The organism is Methylobacter tundripaludum (assembly GCF_002934365.1).
Taxonomy (GTDB): Bacteria; Pseudomonadota; Gammaproteobacteria; order Methylococcales; family Methylomonadaceae; genus Methylobacter_A; species Methylobacter_A tundripaludum_A.
This window is the reverse complement of the sequence record NZ_PTIY01000002.1, coordinates 299,937-318,840: the sequence shown is the minus strand read 5'-3', so window position 1 is coordinate 318,840 and position 18,904 is coordinate 299,937. Positions and strand designations below refer to the sequence as shown.

Sequence of the window (18,904 nt, the reverse complement as noted above, 5' to 3'; positions counted from 1 at the left end):
TGCCTGGACACCCCGAACGGGATGCCTTAAATAATGAATACACCTAGTTTGGGTACGAGATGACTTTATGAAGATGGCCACTTATTTTGGTGAGGTCAAATTACTTCTCTTCTGGCTGGCCGCGGCGGCCATGGCTTTGGCGGTAGTCGTGCAAACCAAGCCGAACGCAACCTTTGTCAGCCAAGACATGCTGCCTTACGGGTTCTCCATGACGTCCTTTCAAAGCGTCAACGAAGTCGATCCGCGCAAGACCATCACCTTGGAGGCGGTGGGCTTGGGCGCCCGTTTGTCCAAAGTCGAGCTACTCGACGACACCGGAAAAGTCCTGTTTGAGGCGAAGGACAAAACCCGTCTCGCCCTGCCCTCTCCCCTGGCCTTCGGGACTCGCCATACGATTAAGGTAACGGCGGAGCGATCTTGGTCCAGACAGTCCGAAACCCACGAATTTAACTTCACAACGGTCGCCGTGCCGAAGTTGGATGGCCCCTTGCTTAGAATGTTGGAACCAGACGCATCAATAACCCTGCATTTCGACCGACCAGTGGCCGAAGTCACGGCTTCGGCCGACATAACATTGAGTGCGGAACCCGATGCTACCGGGCAGAACATCCGTTTGCTGGCCGGCGATTATGCGCAAGACCACAGCTATGCGATCCAGTTGAACTATAAATCCACCACCGGCGTCCCTCTGCCGCCGCTAAACCTTGAATTGACGACCGCCCCTCCGCTTACCACCGCAACTAATGTCCGGGGATTGACCAATTTAGGCTTAATTTTGCCATTGCAAGTGACCTTTAGCGAACCGTTGGCCGATCGGCCCAATGCCGCGGCCAATCTTCAGGTGAGAACCCGCGATGGCAAAGCTATCCCTGGAAAATGGAGTTGGATTGGGCAGCACCAACTTAAATTCACCCCCAATCCGGCATGGCCTGCCTCAAGCACTATAGAAGTCAGCGCCGACAGGCAGAACTTAAGAAGCGTGCGAGGCGGTGCGCTGCAGCAAGCCCTGATCGAGCAATTCGACACCGGCACGGACCGGCGGCTTTTCGTTTACCTGGACAACCAGCGTGTGGACGCCGTGGAAAATGGCGCAGTGGTCCGTACCTTCAAGGTCAGCACGGGCAAAAGCAAAACCCCCACGGTGACGGGTTCTTTTTACATCTATGACCGCTACCTCCACAAGACCATGCGTAGCGATGTCGGCCGGGGACAGCGTGGTTTCTATGAAGTGGAAGATGTCCCGTATACGCAGTTCTTCCATAAAGACTACGCCTTCCACGGCGCGTTTTGGCACAATAGTTTTGGCCGTCCCGCCAGCCATGGCTGCGTCAACATGGCCACCAAAGTGCAAAACAAGCGATGGCCGAATGTTTCCGAGGATGCCGGATGGCTTTATCATTGGGCCGCTCTGGGCCTGCCGGTAACGGTAATGCAGAAGGCGCCCGAGCCTATGCTGGCGAGCCATGTGCCGCCCCAAGAAAGCAAAAGCGGGAATAAGGAGAGGCGTGCCGAAACACCCGAGACGACCGCCAGGCAAGAGCTTTCCGGTAGAGGGGGCGTTCAGGCGGGCAGTCGTATCTGATTGCAGAGAATGGGACTTCCAGCATGAGCCGAATTGCTTCTTAAAAAATATTGCTGAAAGAGTTTCGAGGCTCTAAGCGGTCACTAATCCCTAAAACCGAGCCGGATATTATTGAACAACGAAGATCTAAATCGGATAACACGCCAACCCGCATAAGAAACAGCTTCCGAACACCAGCCATTCAAAGTTAATCTTCAATGAATGGCCGGTTCTGGCCGCAAGCGGGCGCCCATTAATTGGAGCTATAAGCCCAACCCACCAGGTTTAGCCGACTTTCACCAGGCTTGCCGCATAATCTTCCGGCGGCTCAAAGCCCAACAGCGTGATACACGTCGCCGCCAGATTCGCAATACCGGCCTCCGGCACATCAGCCAAACGGGCGTTGGCCGCCCCCGACGGATCGTACACAATCCCAGGTACCGGATTCAACGAATGAGCCGTCTTCGGTTTACACCGCCCCTGCTCATCCAACACCAGCGCGCCGGTCTTTTTATCGAGTTCGCACATGTCGTCCGCATTGCCGTGATCGGCCGTGCAAACCATAATTCCATTGGCCTTTTTCAGTGCCTCCATAATCCTGCCGACATTTTCATCCACGGCTTCGACAGCTAATTTTACCGCGTTAACCACGCCTGTATGCCCGACCATGTCGCCATTCGGAAAATTCAGGCGAATAAACTTATATTCCCCGCTCTCAATCGCCTGAACCACCACATCGGTAATTTCATCCGCTTTCATCCGCGGCGCATCCTCGAACGGGCATACATCGGACGGAATTTCCTTCCAGGTCTCAGTCGGGAACTTGCCCGAATTATTGCCGTTGAAAAAATAGGTCATGTGACCGTATTTTTGCGTCTCCGAAATAGCCAGCTGTTTGACTCCCGCATTGGAGAGATACTCGCTCATCGTGCGGTCAATCGCCGGAGGCGTCACCAGATAGCGCGCAGGCACCCCGAGGTCGCCGTCATATTGCATCATGCCCGCATACAGCACGTCCGGTTTCGGACCGCGATCGAATTCCTTCAATTCATCCGCTTCAAAGGCTTTGGTAATTTCCAACGACCGGTCGCCGCGGAAGTTAAAGAAAATAACGCTGTCGCCATCCACAATCGGGCCCACAGGCGCGCGGTCGCGTTCAATGACAAACGCGGGTAAATCCTGGTCCAAAATGCCCGGATTTTCGACACGGAAAGTTTCCACCGCTTCTTTCATGGAAGCAAAGGTCCGGCCCTCCGCTTTCACATGTGTCGCCCAGCCGCGCTTCACCATATCCCAATTGGCGTCATAACGATCCATGGTGATATTCATGCGCCCGCCGCCCGATGCGACGCAATAATCGACCGTGCCGTCCGCATTGATTTCTTTCAGGAAGGCGTCGAAGCGCTCGACATAGTCCAATGCCGACGTCGGCGGCACATCGCGCCCGTCAATCAACGCATGGATCCGCGCCTTCTTCACACCCTGTTCCTTCGCCTTTCGCAACATCGATTCCAAATGATTCAGGTTGGAATGTACATTGCCATCCGAAAACAGCCCGATAAAGTGCAACGTCGACGCTTTGTGATTTACATTGGAAACGAGCTCCTGCCAAACCGAACCGTCGGCATACATAGCACCCGATGCAATCGCCTTGCCGACCAAAGCCGCGCCCTGTTCAAAAATACGGCCGCAGCCGATCGCATTATGGCCGACTTCGGAATTACCCATATCCCCGTCGTCCGGCAGTCCCACGGCAACGCCATGCGCCCGCAACTCCGTGTACAAGGCATTCTCATGCAGCCAAGTCAGATTCGGAGTCTTCGCCTGTTTCACAAAATCGCTTTCCGGATTTTTACCAATCCCGATCCCATCCATAATCACCAACACCACCGGACCTTCCGAACCGGCAAAATTCTTACTCTTTTTCAGCTCAATCATTTCAAACTCCAACTTACAGGTGATTAATATAAAACAATAAACGGCTTTTAATATTCCCTACCCGGAATGGCAAAAATCATTATCATGAGAATATTGGCGGAATATTTAACGATTTCAAACAAAATAGGGCATTTACTTTGGATACTGGAAAACTGCTTTATTCAAAAAAAGCCTATTTTACCTGATACAAAAAAAATATTGGCTTAGTCATTGCCCTGAATCCGCCAGGACTGCTAGGGAAACTGGAGACATAAAAAAAGCCCTACATTTTCATGCAAGGCTTTCTCTTATTTGGCTCCCCCGGACGGGCTCGAACCGCCGACCTAATGATTAACAGTCATCCGCTCTACCGACTGAGCTACAGGGGAATAAACTTTATCTCAGTATGGCGCGCCCGGAGAGATTCGAACTCCCGACCGCACGGTTCGTAGCCGTGTACTCTATCCAGCTGAGCTACGGGCGCCTTACTGAGACGCGTATTATGCTGATTACTCGCCCCACTGTCAACTCTAAATTGATCATTGTTTGAAGTATTAGCATGTGGAGGTTGCTTTCAAGGGTATTAGCTTTACCTTTCAATTACAGAAAATCCTGATATAACAATAAAGTTAAAAACAACATGACTGCAAAAGAGAATTTTTCCTATGGCTAATAAACGTCTATAAATGAATAATACCGCTATTTGTCAAAATTTCTCAGCACCCGCACATGAGCCTACGCTACCAAATTAACATACGAATTTTGATCTCTACCCTGTGTATTCTGATGCTGGGCAGCTCGATAGCCATCTGGCAAGCTCGCGATGCGGTGAATAAAGAAGTCGATTCATCAATCAATTTGGCCGTACAACTGATAACCTTCGGTTTTTCCCAAGCCTCGCAAACGCCGTTTAATGAGACCGAATGGCTGCCGAAATTCAATTCGCTGAACCAAACCCGGCATTTAAGCATTCAACTCAAAGAGCCTTCCGGGCGAATCATCAGTTTTGCTCATAAAAGCCGGCCAACCAATAATGACGAAAAGCCGCCGCAGTGGTTTATCAATCTGGTTGCAACCGATTATCCTCAAGTTGAGCATCAAATCACCAGCTTCAACGGCGAACAAATCACCCTGATTATTCAGGCCAACCCGCTGGATGAAATCACCGAAGTCTGGCAAGAAAGCATTGCCTTTTTCAGCTCTCTGTTTCTGCTGACGCTATTTACCTTTTTGGCCGTCAATCTGGCTTTCAATAAAGCGCTTAAGTCCATCGCCGTCATCGTTGACGCGCTCAAGGTCATTGAGACCGGACAGTACAGCCAAAAACTGCCGGACTTTTCCATCCAGGAATATGACAGTATCGCCAAAGCCATCAATCACATGACCGGCGAGCTGAGTGCAAGCCAGCAAGAAAACCGGGCATTAACCCAGCATACCCTGGAAATACAGGAAGACGAACGGCAACGACTGTCGCAGGAATTGCATGACGAACTGGGCCAATCGCTGACCGCGATTAAAGTGATGGCTGTGACTGCCGGGCGCGCCCAAGCCGGATCTGCCGGCATCAAACAAACCACTGACAGTATTGTCTCTATCTGCGATCATTTAATGACTGTAGTACGCTCCATGATGCATCAACTGCACCCCTTGATCTTGACAGAACTGGGGCTGAAAGCCACTATGGAAGACCTGTTAAACCACTGGGCGATTAGAAATCCCGAGTTAAAACTCACTATCGCCTGCCCTGACGAAGTCGATCATCTGGAGCAAAAAATCACCATTCAAATATTCAGGGTCGTGCAGGAATGCTTAACCAACATTGTTCGTCACGCACAAGCCAAGCAGGCCGCCATCAGCCTGAAAATCGATCACCAAGCCAAAACCGGAGCGGAGCTACGGCTACAAGTCATCGACGACGGACATGGCTGTGCAGCCGACACGATAAAAACCGGTTTTGGCTTGCTGGGCATGAAGGAAAGAATCAACAGTTTGGGCGGGGAATTGACCATCCACTCTCAACCGCAATCAGGCACGAGCATCATCGCAACCATCCCGTTATCATGAAAGACAAGATAAAAGTCATCCTGGTCGACGACCATGCCGTAGTCCGCGCCGGTTTTCGGATGCTGTTATCGACAGAGGACGACATTGAAGTCATCGCCGAAGCCGAGCGCGGCGAGGCCGCCTGCCAGCTGTATCTGGAACAACAGCCGGATGTCATGGTGTTGGACTTGTCCATGCCCGGCATCGGCGGACTGGAGAGTATACGCCGCATCTGCAACCGTCACAGTAACGCCAAAATACTGGTGTTTAGCGTTCACGATGAAATGGTTTATGTGGACAGGGCCATGAATGCCGGCGCCAAAGGCTATATCACCAAAAACAGCGCCCCCGGAATACTGGTAGAGGCGATACAGAAAATAGCCGCCGGTGAGATTTATATCGAACAGGGCTTGATGAAAAACGCGCCTCTGCACAATAGCGACGCAGATGATTATCAGACCATTGTCGATAGCCTGTCCGCCAGGGAGTTCGACGTATTCCTGCTGCTGGCGAAAGGCCTGACCGCCCATAAAATCGCCGACGAACTTTGCCTTGGCTATAAAACCGTCGCCAATTACGGTACGCAAATAAGAAGCAAGCTTAACGTATCAACCGCCGCCGAGCTGGCTCATATAGCAATGATTCTGGGAGTCATGAAGAATTGAACCGGGTTAATGCCAGCCGCCGTATTGGGTGGTAGGATCGCCGCGCCAGCCGGTTGTGGTTTTGTTGGCGTCGGGAACATGCGCCGCAGATTCCGCCGCGCGGATCATATTGGCGTGGGTATAACCGCCCATCGTTTTGGCGGCGGCTGCAATCGCGGTCGTTAATGGATTAATCTCATATTTCGTAATCGAGTCATGAACGACTGCGGCGACTAATTTTTCCGCGCCCGACTCGGAAGAAAACGTCAACAGAATCGGCAAAATCGTATTAACCGGAACTTCCACACTGTAATGGCCGTTATCCACAGCCGCATGGGCGATAATACGGCCGTTTTCATCGCTTACCTCCACCGTGCCTGTTTTAACCACGCCCTTGTCATTGCTGACCGTACCTTCCAACAGAGTCGCTTTCGCATATTTTTTGACTACGGACGAACCCGTCTTTTCCGTTTTCCGCCCCTGATCGCAAGCCGAGACCAAACCCGCCAAGACCACCGGCAGTAGTATAAATAAGATCGTGCGCTTCATGATACCTCCCAATAACTCATTCGTGTTGTTCCTGCGAAGTATACTGGATTATGGCGCTCAAGCTAGCCTTGATAAAACAAGCATCCTGGTAAAACGCCCGCATAGCCTTAGTCAAACGCGCAGAATCAGGACCCCGCTTTAATGCGGACGCCTGATTCTTATAGATTTAAACGGCAGCCAAGTCCTTAACTGAAAACCGGCGACCGGGACCGGTGCTTAGGACCCATTGACGCCGGATCTTTGAGTCAACCGGTTGTTGCTGAAAATAGCGACTCGCCGCTATTGGTATCGATAGTTTTCCCCTTGATCGACTGGTAGTAGTTAGACAGCTCCGTATAAAAACAGTCATCCACAGAGTCGACCGAAAATAACGGATAAGTCGCTTCATACCATGCTGCATGCAGCTCTTTTTGGATAAAATTGAGTAGGTTCATTTTTATTCTCCTAGAGAAAGCCATATAGAAAACATATCTTTTCCGTTTAAATGGCGTTGGGTTTTCAAATACAAATTAGAACTTATCGACATAACAAAGGCATGAACGTCTGTTTAAGGTTTCATGACAACATAGGGTTCTTCTGATTCGAGCCGGTTTGCATCCTCAAGCTGCTGGATTTCATAAGGCCGCGATTCAATTTCCAGGAACCTCCGTAGTATTTAAAGCGAATATTGTGCCAAAAGAACCGGCAAGAATAACATTCAAATTTATCTAAAAATTACAATTAGTTATAAACATTACCATGAAATTAAACGTGTGCGATTGCTTACATTTGGCTGATACGTGCAATTCGTTTTTGTGCGCATGTTCGTTAACTTGCACCAACAAGACTCTTTTTACTAATCCCCTCAGCCTTGGAAAAAACACGGCGAAGTTACGTTAATGCGTTTCTTGAATTGTGATACGGCTATTTACGCACAGTGCAAAGGCTCCTGAATCGTATCGCTTACCTCGGAGCAAAGTTTAAACAGGGCTCAACATTCAATAAAACGATAATATTAGATAAAAATATCTAATATAAAGATGCTACATACCCTTATCGTTCTTGCTTCTTTGAAGCAGGCTGGCTGATGACCGATATTCCCAGGTCTAATCCTGTTTGCAGCAATTTGCAGTCTTTCCTTAAAATTCTTCCCAGACATCGGCATCCGTGGTTAACAGCGGCGTTTTACGGCTTGTCGCGACGGGAGCCGGATGAGCGATAAGCCGGTAAGAACTGCTGAAGCTATGATCCACTTTAAAGCTGCTCACTGTTTCCACCAGGTTTTGCGCCTGCTCATCCAGCGATTCCGCTGCCGCCGCGGCTTGTTCCACCAAGGCGGCGTTTTGCTGGGTTACGTCGTCCATTTGGGCGATAGCCTGATTGACCTGTTCGATGCCGGAACCTTGTTCCGCGGAGGCTGCGGTAATTTCGGCCATCATGTCTGTAACGCCGCTGATAGATGCAACGATTTCTTTCATGGTTGTTCCCGCCTGGGTAACCAGCTTGCTGCCGTCTGAAACCTTGTCTACCGAATCGTGAATCAAGTCTTTAATTTCTCCGGCGGCGGTCGCGGCGCGTTGCGCAAGATTGCGCACCTCCACCGCCACAACGGCAAAGCCCCTGCCCTGTTCGCCGGCACGAGCCGCTTCTACCGCGGCATTGAGGGCGAGTATATTGGTCTGGAACGCAATGTCGTCGATGACCGAAATAATATCCCCGATTTTGTGCGACGATTCATTGATGTCATTCATCGTCACAACGACTCGATCAACCACTTCAACGCCTTTTCCCGCGATATCGGATGCATCGACGGCAAGCCGGTTGGCATGCTGGGCGTTTTGCGCATTATGTCGAACGGCGGAAGTCAATTCTTCCATGCTGGCGGCGGTTTGCTCCAGACTGGCGGCTTGCTGTTCGGTGCGGTGCGACAAATCGTTATTGCCTGAAGCGATTTCTTTGGCCCCGGTGTTAATGCCGTCAGCCGCGTCCTTGATTTGGCTGATAATGTCTTTGAGTTTTTCTACTGTGGTGTTGGCGTCATCCTTAAGTTGCCCGAAAGTCCCCGAATAATCGCTGGTGATAGTTTCAGTCAAGTCGCCGCGGGACAGCGCCCCCAATACTCGCGCGATTTCGTTGAGTCCGGCTTCGCTGGTCTGCATCAGACGGTTAATATCTTCGCCCAAATGGAGGAAAAAGCCTTCCTTGCCTTCCAGATCGAAGCGCTGACTGAAGTCACCGCTCGCTGCGGCTCCGACAATCGCGGCGACGTCATTTTCCGCCATGATCTCGTCGGTGCGGTCATGCCATTCAGCCACCGTACCCAACCTCTGGCCTTGCTCATTGATGACCGGGTTGGCTATCACGACCATTGAACGGCCGCCCATCATTATTTCGGCCTCATAGGTTCCGGCTAAGGAACCGAGCATTTTTGCCTGACTGGACGGATCGTTATGGAAATCATCGATATTGGCGCCGACCAGCTTATCGATAGAAAATTTTGAAGCCTGCCGGTCAGTTCCCGTTTCGGATTTATCTAGAATTTCGATTACCGACTTATTGACATAAATGATGTTGCGGTCATTATCGGCAATCATGACCCCGGTGCTGACGCTGTCCAACGCAATCTTGACCCGCAGGGTTTCGTCGGCCGCTTTACGCTCCGCCGTAATGCGGTCCAACAGTTGCTGCTGCATGTGCTTCATTGCATATAACAAACTGCTGTTGTCTTTCTGATTAAGCTGAATATCCCGAGTTAAGTTACCTTCGGCGATTTCCAAAGCAATTCCTTTGGCAAAATAAGGATCTATGCCCAGCCGCTTGTCCAGATAATGCGTTAGGTAGAAAGTAATGCCCAACCCCAGGCCGATACCGGCCAAAGATATGACCAGCATGATCGTGGACGCATGCCGGGTTGATTCGGTGATCGCATGGGCGTTGTTTTTTGCGTCGTTTACACCCTGGTTTTTAATTCTGTTCAGCTGCGTTCGTAAGTTTTTCGCCAATTTATTGAAATCTTTCATGACCAGATTGCCGGCATCGGTTCCCTCGGTAGCGTAAACCGTACTCATACGCTTGCCTTCACTGTAATACCAGTCGAAGGCGGCCTCAAGAGCCGCCAATTCTTTCATTTTTGCTTCAATTGAGGCGACGTTATTCAGAGTTGTAGCCTGGACGCTTACATCAGCCGCCGGTTTCGCTGTTTTTGCCGGGTTTTCTCCGGCCAGACGCTCACGGAACTGGGCGATACCCTGCTTAAAGTCTTCGGCCGCCCTCTCCGCATCCCGGTATCCATCGGGATCCTGGTTAATTGAAATCTGCGTGAACAGTTGTTGTACCTGTACGGTATAAATCGCCATTCGTTCAGCCAGCAACGCATTGGGCAGAAAAACCTCATCGACTCTCGCCACGTCGCGCTGAGTCTGCGAGAAATTAAACAAACCTACTGCAACAATGATGGCCATCAAACCGATGATGGCAAGAAAACCGAATAAGATGCGAACTTTAAAACTGATATGACCAGACATTTTAAGATCCTTTGTTAAATATTATTACCTGCTCCCACACCTTGGTGCGGAACTTAAGCGTTTTCAGGGTTAACCGACAACATGTAGTTTTACGACGGGGTTATGCGCAAAGGATTCAGGGTTTTCCGGCGTTTTTGGCGCTATGCGATGATTGATAAAGTAACTGTTGCCATCAATTTTTTTGGCCTGTTTTTTCGCTTCGGACGCCAGATCGGCTATATCGACATGGGATTGGCACTGAGCGGTTGACATAGAGTCGACTAAGCCGACTGAGAGGCTTATCAACGGGAAAAAACAGCTTTCTCCGGCCCTGTTTTCAGCGTGAATTCCGCCCGCTCTGACATCGGCATCGGTGTAGTAAGCAGGAACCGTGTTTTCAAATGACTCCAGAATATTTTCACAACGCGTTAACCAGTCATGCCCCATGAAAATGACGATAAAATCATCTCCGCCGATGTGTCCGACCATACCGCTCTCTGCGGGTATGTATCGAGTCAGCGTGTCGGCAACCGCCTTAATGATGTTATCGCCTGCGCTGTAGCCGTAAACGTCGTTAAACGGCTTGAAGTGATCAAGATCGAAATAGCCGAAACTGAACGGAATGTTGGCGGCCAGTAATTGGTCGATCTGCTCATTGATCGGTACGCTGCCCGGCAACAGGGTCAGCGGATTAGCGTGTCTGGCATTGCGGATCTGCTGACGGGTAATTTCTTCAAGCAGTTTCAGTATCGTTCCTACGCCAATGTATTTCCCGTCACTGCTGATAATAAAAGCCTGATCGTTGCGCATTGAGTCGGTCAGTTGTTTACTGACCGACTCAATCGGCGTGTTTTGGTCGAAACTTAACGGCGTTTTTTCTATGAATGTTTTTATCGGTTTTTTGCCGTACAACTCTATGCCATAGCGGCTGGAAAACAATTTGAATAGAAAGTGGTCGCGAAAAATAATGCCGGCCGCCACATTGTCATCAACCAAGGGTAAGATCGTTAAGTCGCTCTCGTTATGAAACAAACTCATCACTTCGCTGATGGCCGTTTCCGCTGAAACCGGCCTTATGTATTGGGCGATATGAGAGGCTTTAGTCGCGTTAAGCTGACTGGGTTGGGTGCTGACAACAAATAACGATTCATCGACTTTTTCCAATGGAATCGCCGTGGGTCTGGCAAAATAATAGCCTTGGGCATGAGTAATGCCGAGTTGTTCCACCGCTTTAAATTCCTCTTCCGTTTCGATGCCTTCGGCTATCACATTGCAATTCAAAGAACTGGCGATGTTTTGAATAGATCGAACAAAATTAAGCTTGACCGGGTCGTTATTGATACCTTGAATAAAATGCATATCTATCTTTACATATTCAGGTTGTAACTCCGACCAGAGCCTTAATCCCGAGTAGCCGGCGCCCAGATCGTCAATGGCTATTTCAAAACCCATTTTCCTGTAATGGGTGACCGCTTCGCGCATTAATTGAAAATCATCAGTCGGCTGATGCTCTGTCAACTCAATAACCACAAAGCGGGGATCGACGCCGAATTGATCCAGAAACTTAAGTGTTTCTCCTTTTTTGAAATCCGGTTGCAGCAGAACGGAAGGACTTACATTAATAAACAGCTTCTCTTTAATATTTAAAGCGGCGTAGCGCTTTATAGTCAGCTCGCGGCAGATGTATTCGAGTTTTATGCTGCAATCAAAACGTTCAGCCGTATCAAACAAATTAAACGGACTGTGCAGCGGGCTATCGGAGGGGCCGCGAATCAACGCTTCGTAACCCATTATTTTCTTTTGGGATAAAGAAACAATAGGCTGGAAATGGGGGGTTAATTGCTTACCGTCGAGAATTTTGGTGAGTTCGTTATGCAATATTGACATGTGCTATTCTGACTGTTCGGATAGGTATTGCTCCAGAATATGACATATTCATTACAGGAATATGACGGCCCGCAAAATGCCAATCTTGACTTAAATAACTGCCTGACGCCGTATACACTGCGGCTCTGCGCCTGAATCGGAACATGATGCGATGCGCCGGCGGACTGAAGAAAAGCGCCCTGCTTAAAACTTTTCTTTGTTTTCAAAGAAAGGAATCGATTGCCTGTAACCCCGGATTTTGGCAAGTTCATTCGCAGGATTGCAATGAGTCTTTTTTAAGTTATGCTTAGCGGCCGAATCACAGAACGCTGCTTGGGGAAGCGCTTTCTTATAGAACTTAACACGCAACTGATAAAGGATAAAAATGAGTTTTAAAGCCGGTTTAATAAAAATAGCCATAAAATGGACACCCAACATGATGATCATATGGGTAGCCAATATCATTCTTAAGGGCATTGCAGAATTAAAGGATTTTAATTTCGACCTCGACGCGCGAACAGCTTATGTTCAAATCCTGCTTCTCGGCGAAGCGGAAGCGATTGAAGTCTGGCTGGAAGATTTTGCCATTGTCAGCGACGACGAGGCATCCCGCAAACTGATCATTCAACAAGCGAGATCGAACCGGCTCTGGTTGAATAACTTGCTATCCCGCATTTCAGGGAAAGCCTGGAAAATTCCCGCACTGCCTCAATTCGCGGCTGAAATTGAGCTGATCTCCGAACTGTTCAAAGCCGAAAACGCGGAAGCCGAGAGCTTGGCACAGGAAGATACAGATAGAGGAACCGATTAGGCCATTGCCGCGAAACCCTGCATTTTACAAACCCGATCTGGCTATTTTTGCTAATTGCGCTCAGCCAAGCTCAAAAGTGGTCACGCCGAACAGCCGATTTATCGGCAAATCTGGGCTTTGCCCTGTATACATGCGCGCCGTCTCGAACGAGACAACCATCTGATGCCGCTTCACCAAATCGACTGCCGCCGCATTGATTGCCGGTATGTCCAGAAAAACCTGAGCGTTTTCCGGGGCATGTGATTTTAAAGCCAGGAACAGCTGTTCAGCATACTCGGGGCTGTCTGCAAACAGCGGCCCCACCTTGTATCCTGAACGGCAGCTACGCAAAACCCCGTAACCGGCCAGCTTGTTGTCGCGCAGAATGCCTAACGCCGTACTTTGCGGCTGGGCTATCCAGCACTTCAGGAATTCCCTGCGGTTGCCCGGAAAAAAAGCCTGGTCGTATGCGCAAATATCATCAAAAGCCAGCGCGGACAACGGCGCAATACCGGAAGCAGCCGGATAATGGCCGCCGCCGGCTCCCTGATAGCGAACGTTGCTATAGGCCAATGTAAATCCCGACTTTTTGTAATTGTCCTGCTGGGCGAGCACGCCATCAAGGCCGATAGTGCGGCCGCTAAGCAACGCCAGCCCGGCATCCCATATCTGCATGCCGTAGCCTTTGCCGCGATACTCCGGCTTGACTATATATAACCCGAGAAAGCCGAACGAACTGCCGTATTTCACGACTGAAATCGTTGCAATCGGTTCATCGTCGAGCAATCCAACCAGGAAACCGTCTGGATCGGCGGCATAGAAGCAATCGGCATCGTACAACCCCGGATTCCATCCTTCCTCGGCAGCCCAGTCGAGCGCGATGTCGAGTTCTTGCCGGGCCATTGTTCTTATTGTGTAGCTGTTTTTTTGCATAATTTCCTGCCTTCCCTATCCGGCTTGTTGTTCGGCTATAGAGGCGTTTTTCTTGTTCCCTCGCGCCGGGCTGGAACAAGCTATATTGATCTTAGTGAATATGCACCTCACGTGACTTCACCGTATCGCTTCTGCGTAAAGTGTAGCGATCTGTCTCTCCTGCCACCTTCGTTCCATCGCTGTTAAGCTGAACCAGCGTTCCTTCGTTTTCAATACGATATTGCCGTATGGTTGACTCTGTGCGCGGCGTTAAAACAACGGTATGGGTTTCCTCATCCCAAGTGTATTTTCCTTTCTCATAAAATTCCCTTGAGGATTCTTTTGCCGGCTGAGTCACCAACAGATAATTGTTATTTTGTTTTAACGACAGTGTCGCTTTAATGCCGTCGCAGTCTTTGCAAGGAAGATAACCGTAAAAAACGCCATGAAACTCCAGCTTCTTATCGATAGGCATTACATGAGCTGAGTGATCGGTATCTTGCTCAAGGTTCTTTACGCGCGCCCTAAGCAGTTTTTCTTGGTCTGCTTGGTCTGTCGCCGCCATTGCAATATTAGCAGGAAGCAGAATACTGATAAAAATCAACGCCATATTTTGTTTTAATTGTTTTTTTAATGTTTGCATATAAGTACCTAATTTAATGTGTAATTCACGTTCAATGCTTACCGAACAGCCTGAACGGTCACGAAAATGCGCAAGACCCTTTTTGCTGCTTCATTTACAAATACCAGAATCAACAGGTTATTTTAAAATATTCCAACGAACAATCCATGTCGGGGATCAACATCCCCAGTACGGTTAAGCTTCGAAATGGGGCGCGATGCGCCCTACCCGGTAATCCATATTAACTCTTTTTTTCCGCCGGTTTACCGAATAATTTATTCCATAATGATTCCCCGCTATCTATTGATTTGTACCATAACGAACTACGTTTTTTCAGTGCCATTTGATCCTGCTGATTCGGTTTCCCGGAAGGCAACGAAATGATATGTTTTGGCGAAGATTTGGATATTCTTACGATAACATCCAGCTTTACAGGTTGCTTTACATCTCGCGTATCGTTATTAGTTTCATCACAGATAACTGTAAACGAATCTATTAATTTGCCGTCTAAGTAAGGTTCGAGCTTTGCTTGGAGTGTCCTGCGAAGTTTAGTTCGAAATGCAAGATCATTATTTGGACGATACTGAGTAACGGCGGCGTAATAAGAGGAAACTTCAGATGTTATTTTTTCTATAAGGGTTTCAGACATAGTATAAATCTCTATTTTAGCTTCGGCATCGATCAAAACATTTGCATGAAATTTGTTACTTAAAACCGCTATTCGATCCTGAAGCCGAACGTAAAATGCATGACGTTGAGATGGCTTCCGTTTAACAGCTTGTTACCGGCTGAGATCGGAGTCTCGGTGTCTGTAAGCATGGTTGGGGCGCTTTTTTCAGGGTTGACTATGTATCTTCCCAACCAAAACCTCCATTTCTTCCGGCACTTCCGCCTCAGCCATTAAAACTGCGGACAGTTCATCATCTTCAAATCCCAACAACTCAACAAACAAAGCCTTCTCCGCCTGATCCGCAACCAAATACCCCGTTTCCAAATACCGGTTCAGCAAAAAATCCAGCTCCTTAGTCCCCCGCCGGCATTGCCACTTTAATCGAGCCAGCTCGTCCATCAGCCCAATTTTCTCTGCACCAACAGCTTCTTGGTTTCGGCAATCGCCTTAGCCGGATTCAAGCCCTTAGGACAGGTATCGGTGCAATTCATAATCGTATGGCATCGGTACAATTTAAACGGGTCTTCCAGTTCGTCCAGCCGTTCGCCGGTGCTTTCGTCGCGGCTGTCGACCAGCCAGCGGTAGGCTTGCAGCAAAATAGCAGGGCCCAGGTAACGCTCGCTGTTCCACCAATAACTGGGGCAGCTGGTCGAGCAACAGGCGCACAGCACGCAGTCGTATAAACCATCGAGTTTTTCCCGGTCTTCCTTGCTTTGCAGACGCTCGGAATCGGCAGGCGCTGGGGTTTGGGTTTCTATCCACGGTTTGATCGAGGCGTATTGCGCATAAAAATGGTTCAGATCCGGCACCAGGTCTTTAACGACTTGCAAATGCGGCAGCGGGTAAATTTTGACCGTGCCGGAATAGGAGTCGATGGCTTTGGTGCAGGCCAGCGAGTTTTTACCGTTGATAGTCATCGCGCAGGAGCCGCACACGCCTTCGCGGCAGGAGCGCCGGAAGGTTAAGGTGCTGTCGACTTCATTCTTGATTTTCAGGATCGCGTCCAGCACCATCGGGCCGCAGCTGTCCATGTCCAGTTCGAACGCATCGATGCGCGGGTTTTCGCCCGATTCGGGGTCCCAACGGTACACTTCAAAGCGGCGGATGTTGGTTGCACCTTCCGGCGCTTTAAAGATTTTGCCTTTGATTAACACCGAGTTTTTGGGCAGGGTAAATTCAGCCATTAGTACACCCTCTCTTTTGGTGGAATTACGTCGATTTCGTCGGTCAAGGTGTACATATGCACCGGCCTGTAATCGATTTTGACCTGATCGCCGTCCAGCCAGGTCAGGGTATGCTTCAGCCAGTTTTCGTCGTCGCGTTTCGGGTAATCTTCCCGTGCATGGCCGCCCCGGCTTTCGGTGCGGTTGCCTGCGGCGTTGATTGCCACGGTGGCTTGGCTCAGCAGGTTATCCAACTCCAGCGTTTCGACCAAATCGGTATTCCAGATCAACGATTTATCGGTTATTTTGACATCGGCAAAGGTTTTTCTGACTTCCGCCATCGCGTTGATGCCTTCGGTCAGCGTGGAACCGGTCCTGAACACCGCCGCCTTGGCTTGCATGACTTTTTGCATGTCCAGGCGAATGTCGGAGGTCGAGCGGCTGCCGTTCGCATTGCGGATTTTATCGAAACGGGCGATGGCTTTGTCGCAGGCATTGCTCGCCAACGGTTTCTGCCTTGAGCCCGGTTTGATCAATTCCGCACAGCGTATCGCGGCGGAGCGGCCGAACACCACCAGATCGAGCAGCGAGTTCGAACCCAAGCGGTTCGCGCCATGCACGGAAACGCAAGCCGCCTCGCCGATCGCCATCAGGCCCGGCACCACCGCATCGGGATCGCCGTCTTTCAGGGTTACGACTTCGGCTTTGTAATTGGTCGGAATGCCGCCCATGTTGTAATGTACGGTCGGCAACACCGGAATCGGCTGTTTGGTCACATCGACATTGGCGAAAATCTTCGAAGTTTCCGATATGCCCGGCAAGCGTTCGTGAATAATAGCCGGGTCAAGATGCTCGATATGTAAATAAATGTGATCTTTCAGCCGCCCTACGCCCCGGCCTTCTGCAATTTCAATGGTCATCGCGCGGCTGACCACATCGCGCGAAGCCAAGTCTTTGGCGGACGGCGCATAGCGTTCCATGAAGCGCTCGCCTTCCGAATTGGTCAGGTAACCGCCCTCGCCTCTTACGCCTTCGGTAATCAAACAACCTGCGCCGTAAATGCCGGTCGGGTGAAACTGAATGAACTCCATATCCTGCAACGGCAAACCCGCGCGCAAGGCCATCGCGTTGCCGTCGCCGGTCACGGTATGCGCCGAGGTGCAGGAAAAAAACGTGCGCCCGTAACCGCCGGTCGCCAGCACGGTCATCTGCGATTTGAACAAATGCAGCGAGCCGTCGTCCAGACACCAAGCCAGGATGCCTCGGCATTCGCCGTCTTCCATGATCAAATCCAGCGCGATATATTCGACGAAGAATTCGGCCTTATGTTTTAGGGACTGTTGGTACAAGGTATGCAGGATAGCATGGCCGGTTTTATCGGCCGCAGCGCAAGTGCGTTGCGCCCGTCCTTTGCCGTAATGCGTGGTCATGCCGCCGAACGCGCGCTGATAGATTTTACCGTCGGCGGTGCGCGAAAACGGTACGCCGTAATGCTCCAGCTCGATCACGGCGGGAATGGCTTCGCGGCACATATACTCGATAGCATCCTGATCGCCCAGCCAATCGGAGCCTTTGACGGTGTCGTACATGTGAAAGCGCCAGTCGTCTTCGCCCATATTGCCCAGTGCGGCGCTGATGCCGCCTTGCGCGGCGACGGTATGACTGCGGGTGGGAAATACTTTGGTGATGCAGGCGGTTTTAAGGCCCCTTTCCGCCATACCTAAGGTAGCCCGAAGTCCCGCGCCGCCTGCACCGACCACGACGACATCGTAAGCATGTTCAATAATTTTATAATCTGCGGCCATGAATCACCCTACCGATACGATGCGAAACACGGCCAGCAAGGCCGCAATCGCCAAAAACAAGAAAGCCAGATTGACGGCCCAGATCGAGATAATCTTGGGGCCTTCGGCGGCGACATAATCTTCGATAACGACCTGCAAGCCCAACGCGGCGTGGTAAAAAGCGGCGATAATCCACGCCACGATACAGACGCTGTTAACGGGCGACGCCAGCCAGTCTACGGTTTGTTGATAAGGAGCGGTCAAACTCAAACCCAGAAACGTGATCAGCCAAAAAGACAGCGGAATCAACGCCACGGCGGTGACGCGCTGCATCCACCAATGAGCGGTTCCGCTTTTTGCAGAACCCAAGCCCCGAACCCTGGATAAAGGCGTTCTAGTGTCCATAAGCCCCCCACGCCAAAGTTATCGAAGTCAGTACCAGCGAAGCGACCAGTTCAATCACGGCGTAGCGGTTTAGCGTATCCAGGTCAAAGCTACTGCCGGCATCCCAAATCAAATGGCGGACGCCGTGACACAAGTGGAAAAACAGCGCGTAAACAAATCCCCAACATACCAGTTTAAGCAACCACAGATTCATTACAGCTTGCATTGCGGCGTATGAATCCGCGCCGCCCGCCAGCGCCGAAATAACATAAACGAACAAAATTAAACCGGCTGAGAGCATGACCCCGGTTATGCGGTGAGTGATGGAAATAATGCCGGTTAACGGCAGTCGGTAGACTTGCAAATGCGGGGATGTGGGTCTGTTGGTATTTATCGCCATAGTGTTATCCGGTGGTTGTGTTTACCCAATGATCTTCCAAATCAAAATTCGATGCAATAGACGCTCTGTTTCCAACCGCCATAGCGGGTAGAATCAGTCGAATTATGTTGTACCACA

18 protein-coding genes and 2 tRNA genes are annotated in these 18,904 nt (G+C 50.2%); 4 read left to right on the top strand and 16 right to left on the bottom strand.

Annotated elements, in window-relative coordinates:
* The first annotated feature begins 67 nt into the window (after nucleotides 1-67).
* Nucleotides 68-1,582 carry a L,D-transpeptidase gene (locus B0F88_RS03550; protein WP_104422567.1) on the top strand — a complete coding sequence of 505 codons (1,515 nt, stop codon included), beginning with the start codon at nucleotides 68-70 and terminating at the stop codon, nucleotides 1,580-1,582.
* A gap of 264 nt (nucleotides 1,583-1,846) precedes the next feature.
* Here the strand turns inward: B0F88_RS03550 and gpmI are convergent, their stop codons facing one another.
* The 3 genes from gpmI to B0F88_RS03535 all read right to left on the bottom strand — a co-directional run bounded on the left by gpmI (nucleotide 1,847) and on the right by B0F88_RS03535 (nucleotide 3,962).
* A complete protein-coding gene (gpmI, locus tag B0F88_RS03545; protein WP_104422566.1) occupies nucleotides 1,847-3,499 on the bottom strand; it encodes a 2,3-bisphosphoglycerate-independent phosphoglycerate mutase in 1,653 nt (550 codons plus the stop codon).
* A gap of 292 nt (nucleotides 3,500-3,791) precedes the next feature.
* Nucleotides 3,792-3,867 (bottom strand) — tRNA-Asn (locus B0F88_RS03540).
* Between the two features lie 18 nt (nucleotides 3,868-3,885).
* Nucleotides 3,886-3,962 (bottom strand) — tRNA-Arg (locus tag B0F88_RS03535).
* Nucleotides 3,963-4,207: 245 nt separating this feature from the next.
* Between B0F88_RS03535 and B0F88_RS03530 the strand changes: the two genes are divergently transcribed.
* Nucleotides 4,208-5,542, top strand: coding sequence for an ATP-binding protein (locus B0F88_RS03530; RefSeq protein WP_104422565.1), 1,335 nt, complete (start codon nucleotides 4,208-4,210; stop codon nucleotides 5,540-5,542).
* On the top strand, nucleotides 5,539-6,186 hold the full coding sequence (locus B0F88_RS03525; protein ID WP_104422564.1) for a response regulator: 648 nt from the start codon (nucleotides 5,539-5,541) through the stop codon (nucleotides 6,184-6,186). Before B0F88_RS03530 ends, B0F88_RS03525 begins: the two co-directional genes overlap by 4 nt.
* Before the next feature lie 6 nt (nucleotides 6,187-6,192).
* On the opposite strand, the gene B0F88_RS03520 is transcribed toward B0F88_RS03525, so the two are convergent.
* The 5 genes from B0F88_RS03520 to B0F88_RS19305 form a co-directional block, all read right to left on the bottom strand.
* Nucleotides 6,193-6,714: a hypothetical protein gene (locus B0F88_RS03520; RefSeq protein ID WP_104422563.1), complete on the bottom strand. Its 522-nt coding sequence runs from the start codon at nucleotides 6,712-6,714 to the stop codon at nucleotides 6,193-6,195.
* A 245-nt stretch (nucleotides 6,715-6,959) separates the two neighbouring features.
* Nucleotides 6,960-7,148: a hypothetical protein gene (locus tag B0F88_RS03515; RefSeq protein WP_104422562.1), complete on the bottom strand. Its 189-nt coding sequence runs from the start codon at nucleotides 7,146-7,148 to the stop codon at nucleotides 6,960-6,962.
* Nucleotides 7,149-7,832: 684 nt separating this feature from the next.
* Nucleotides 7,833-10,217 carry a methyl-accepting chemotaxis protein gene (locus tag B0F88_RS03510; RefSeq protein ID WP_104422561.1) on the bottom strand — a complete coding sequence of 795 codons (2,385 nt, stop codon included), beginning with the start codon at nucleotides 10,215-10,217 and terminating at the stop codon, nucleotides 7,833-7,835.
* A 69-nt stretch (nucleotides 10,218-10,286) separates the two neighbouring features.
* Nucleotides 10,287-12,083: a GGDEF domain-containing protein gene (locus tag B0F88_RS03505; RefSeq protein WP_104422560.1), complete on the bottom strand. Its 1,797-nt coding sequence runs from the start codon at nucleotides 12,081-12,083 to the stop codon at nucleotides 10,287-10,289.
* A 183-nt stretch (nucleotides 12,084-12,266) separates the two neighbouring features.
* Nucleotides 12,267-12,482, bottom strand: a complete 216-nt coding sequence (locus B0F88_RS19305; protein WP_104422559.1) for a hypothetical protein — start codon at nucleotides 12,480-12,482, stop codon at nucleotides 12,267-12,269.
* Nucleotides 12,483-12,498: 16 nt separating this feature from the next.
* On the opposite strand from B0F88_RS19305, the gene B0F88_RS03495 reads away from it, so the two are divergent.
* Nucleotides 12,499-12,873 carry a hypothetical protein gene (locus tag B0F88_RS03495; RefSeq protein WP_308471988.1) on the top strand — a complete coding sequence of 125 codons (375 nt, stop codon included), beginning with the start codon at nucleotides 12,499-12,501 and terminating at the stop codon, nucleotides 12,871-12,873.
* Between the two features lie 60 nt (nucleotides 12,874-12,933).
* On the opposite strand, the gene B0F88_RS03490 is transcribed toward B0F88_RS03495, so the two are convergent.
* The 8 genes from B0F88_RS03490 to sdhC all read right to left on the bottom strand — a co-directional run bounded on the left by B0F88_RS03490 (nucleotide 12,934) and on the right by sdhC (nucleotide 18,787).
* Nucleotides 12,934-13,785, bottom strand: coding sequence for a GNAT family N-acetyltransferase (locus B0F88_RS03490; RefSeq protein ID WP_104422557.1), 852 nt, complete (start codon nucleotides 13,783-13,785; stop codon nucleotides 12,934-12,936).
* Between the two features lie 91 nt (nucleotides 13,786-13,876).
* Nucleotides 13,877-14,407 (bottom strand): copper resistance protein NlpE, encoded by a 531-nt coding sequence (locus B0F88_RS03485; RefSeq protein ID WP_104422556.1) that lies wholly within the window; start codon nucleotides 14,405-14,407, stop codon nucleotides 13,877-13,879.
* Between the two features lie 220 nt (nucleotides 14,408-14,627).
* A complete protein-coding gene (locus B0F88_RS03480; protein ID WP_146083307.1) occupies nucleotides 14,628-15,071 on the bottom strand; it encodes a hypothetical protein in 444 nt (147 codons plus the stop codon).
* A 150-nt stretch (nucleotides 15,072-15,221) separates the two neighbouring features.
* The gene (locus B0F88_RS03475; protein WP_104422554.1) at nucleotides 15,222-15,455 is read right to left on the bottom strand and encodes an FAD assembly factor SdhE; all 234 of its coding nucleotides are present in this window, start codon (nucleotides 15,453-15,455) and stop codon (nucleotides 15,222-15,224) included.
* Nucleotides 15,455-16,240, bottom strand: a complete 786-nt coding sequence (locus B0F88_RS03470) for a succinate dehydrogenase iron-sulfur subunit (protein ID WP_104422553.1) — start codon at nucleotides 16,238-16,240, stop codon at nucleotides 15,455-15,457. Before B0F88_RS03470 ends, B0F88_RS03475 begins: the two co-directional genes overlap by 1 nt.
* Nucleotides 16,240-18,024, bottom strand: coding sequence for a succinate dehydrogenase flavoprotein subunit (gene sdhA / locus B0F88_RS03465; RefSeq protein ID WP_104422552.1), 1,785 nt, complete (start codon nucleotides 18,022-18,024; stop codon nucleotides 16,240-16,242). The genes B0F88_RS03470 and sdhA overlap by 1 nt, the downstream gene beginning before the upstream one ends.
* 3 nt (nucleotides 18,025-18,027) lie before the next feature.
* Nucleotides 18,028-18,408 carry a succinate dehydrogenase, hydrophobic membrane anchor protein gene (gene sdhD / locus B0F88_RS03460; protein WP_104422551.1) on the bottom strand — a complete coding sequence of 127 codons (381 nt, stop codon included), beginning with the start codon at nucleotides 18,406-18,408 and terminating at the stop codon, nucleotides 18,028-18,030.
* Nucleotides 18,398-18,787 carry a succinate dehydrogenase, cytochrome b556 subunit gene (gene sdhC / locus B0F88_RS03455; protein ID WP_104422550.1) on the bottom strand — a complete coding sequence of 130 codons (390 nt, stop codon included), beginning with the start codon at nucleotides 18,785-18,787 and terminating at the stop codon, nucleotides 18,398-18,400. The genes sdhD and sdhC overlap by 11 nt, the downstream gene beginning before the upstream one ends.
* Nucleotides 18,788-18,904 lie beyond the last annotated feature (117 nt).

Bases quoted from the DNA above. Each gene is read 5' to 3' on its own strand.
- sdhA (WP_104422552.1), bottom strand. From the start codon at position 18,024: ATGGCCGCAGATTATAAAATTATTGAACATGCTTACGATGTCGTCGTG.
- B0F88_RS19305 (WP_104422559.1), bottom strand. From the start codon at position 12,482: ATGGCTATTTTTATTAAACCGGCTTTAAAACTCATTTTTATCCTTTAT.
- B0F88_RS03470 (WP_104422553.1), bottom strand. From the start codon at position 16,240: ATGGCTGAATTTACCCTGCCCAAAAACTCGGTGTTAATCAAAGGCAAA.
- B0F88_RS03515 (WP_104422562.1), bottom strand. From the start codon at position 7,148: ATGAACCTACTCAATTTTATCCAAAAAGAGCTGCATGCAGCATGGTAT.
- B0F88_RS03485 (WP_104422556.1), bottom strand. From the start codon at position 14,407: ATGCAAACATTAAAAAAACAATTAAAACAAAATATGGCGTTGATTTTT.
- sdhC (WP_104422550.1), bottom strand. From the start codon at position 18,787: ATGGCGATAAATACCAACAGACCCACATCCCCGCATTTGCAAGTCTAC.
- B0F88_RS03490 (WP_104422557.1), bottom strand. From the start codon at position 13,785: ATGCAAAAAAACAGCTACACAATAAGAACAATGGCCCGGCAAGAACTC.
- B0F88_RS03525 (WP_104422564.1), top strand. From the start codon at position 5,539: ATGAAAGACAAGATAAAAGTCATCCTGGTCGACGACCATGCCGTAGTC.
- sdhD (WP_104422551.1), bottom strand. From the start codon at position 18,408: ATGGACACTAGAACGCCTTTATCCAGGGTTCGGGGCTTGGGTTCTGCA.
- B0F88_RS03505 (WP_104422560.1), bottom strand. From the start codon at position 12,083: ATGTCAATATTGCATAACGAACTCACCAAAATTCTCGACGGTAAGCAA.
- B0F88_RS03510 (WP_104422561.1), bottom strand. From the start codon at position 10,217: ATGTCTGGTCATATCAGTTTTAAAGTTCGCATCTTATTCGGTTTTCTT.
- B0F88_RS03475 (WP_104422554.1), bottom strand. From the start codon at position 15,455: ATGGACGAGCTGGCTCGATTAAAGTGGCAATGCCGGCGGGGGACTAAG.
- B0F88_RS03495 (WP_308471988.1), top strand. From the start codon at position 12,499: ATGATGATCATATGGGTAGCCAATATCATTCTTAAGGGCATTGCAGAA.
- B0F88_RS03550 (WP_104422567.1), top strand. From the start codon at position 68: ATGAAGATGGCCACTTATTTTGGTGAGGTCAAATTACTTCTCTTCTGG.
- B0F88_RS03520 (WP_104422563.1), bottom strand. From the start codon at position 6,714: ATGAAGCGCACGATCTTATTTATACTACTGCCGGTGGTCTTGGCGGGT.
- gpmI (WP_104422566.1), bottom strand. From the start codon at position 3,499: ATGATTGAGCTGAAAAAGAGTAAGAATTTTGCCGGTTCGGAAGGTCCG.
- B0F88_RS03530 (WP_104422565.1), top strand. From the start codon at position 4,208: ATGAGCCTACGCTACCAAATTAACATACGAATTTTGATCTCTACCCTG.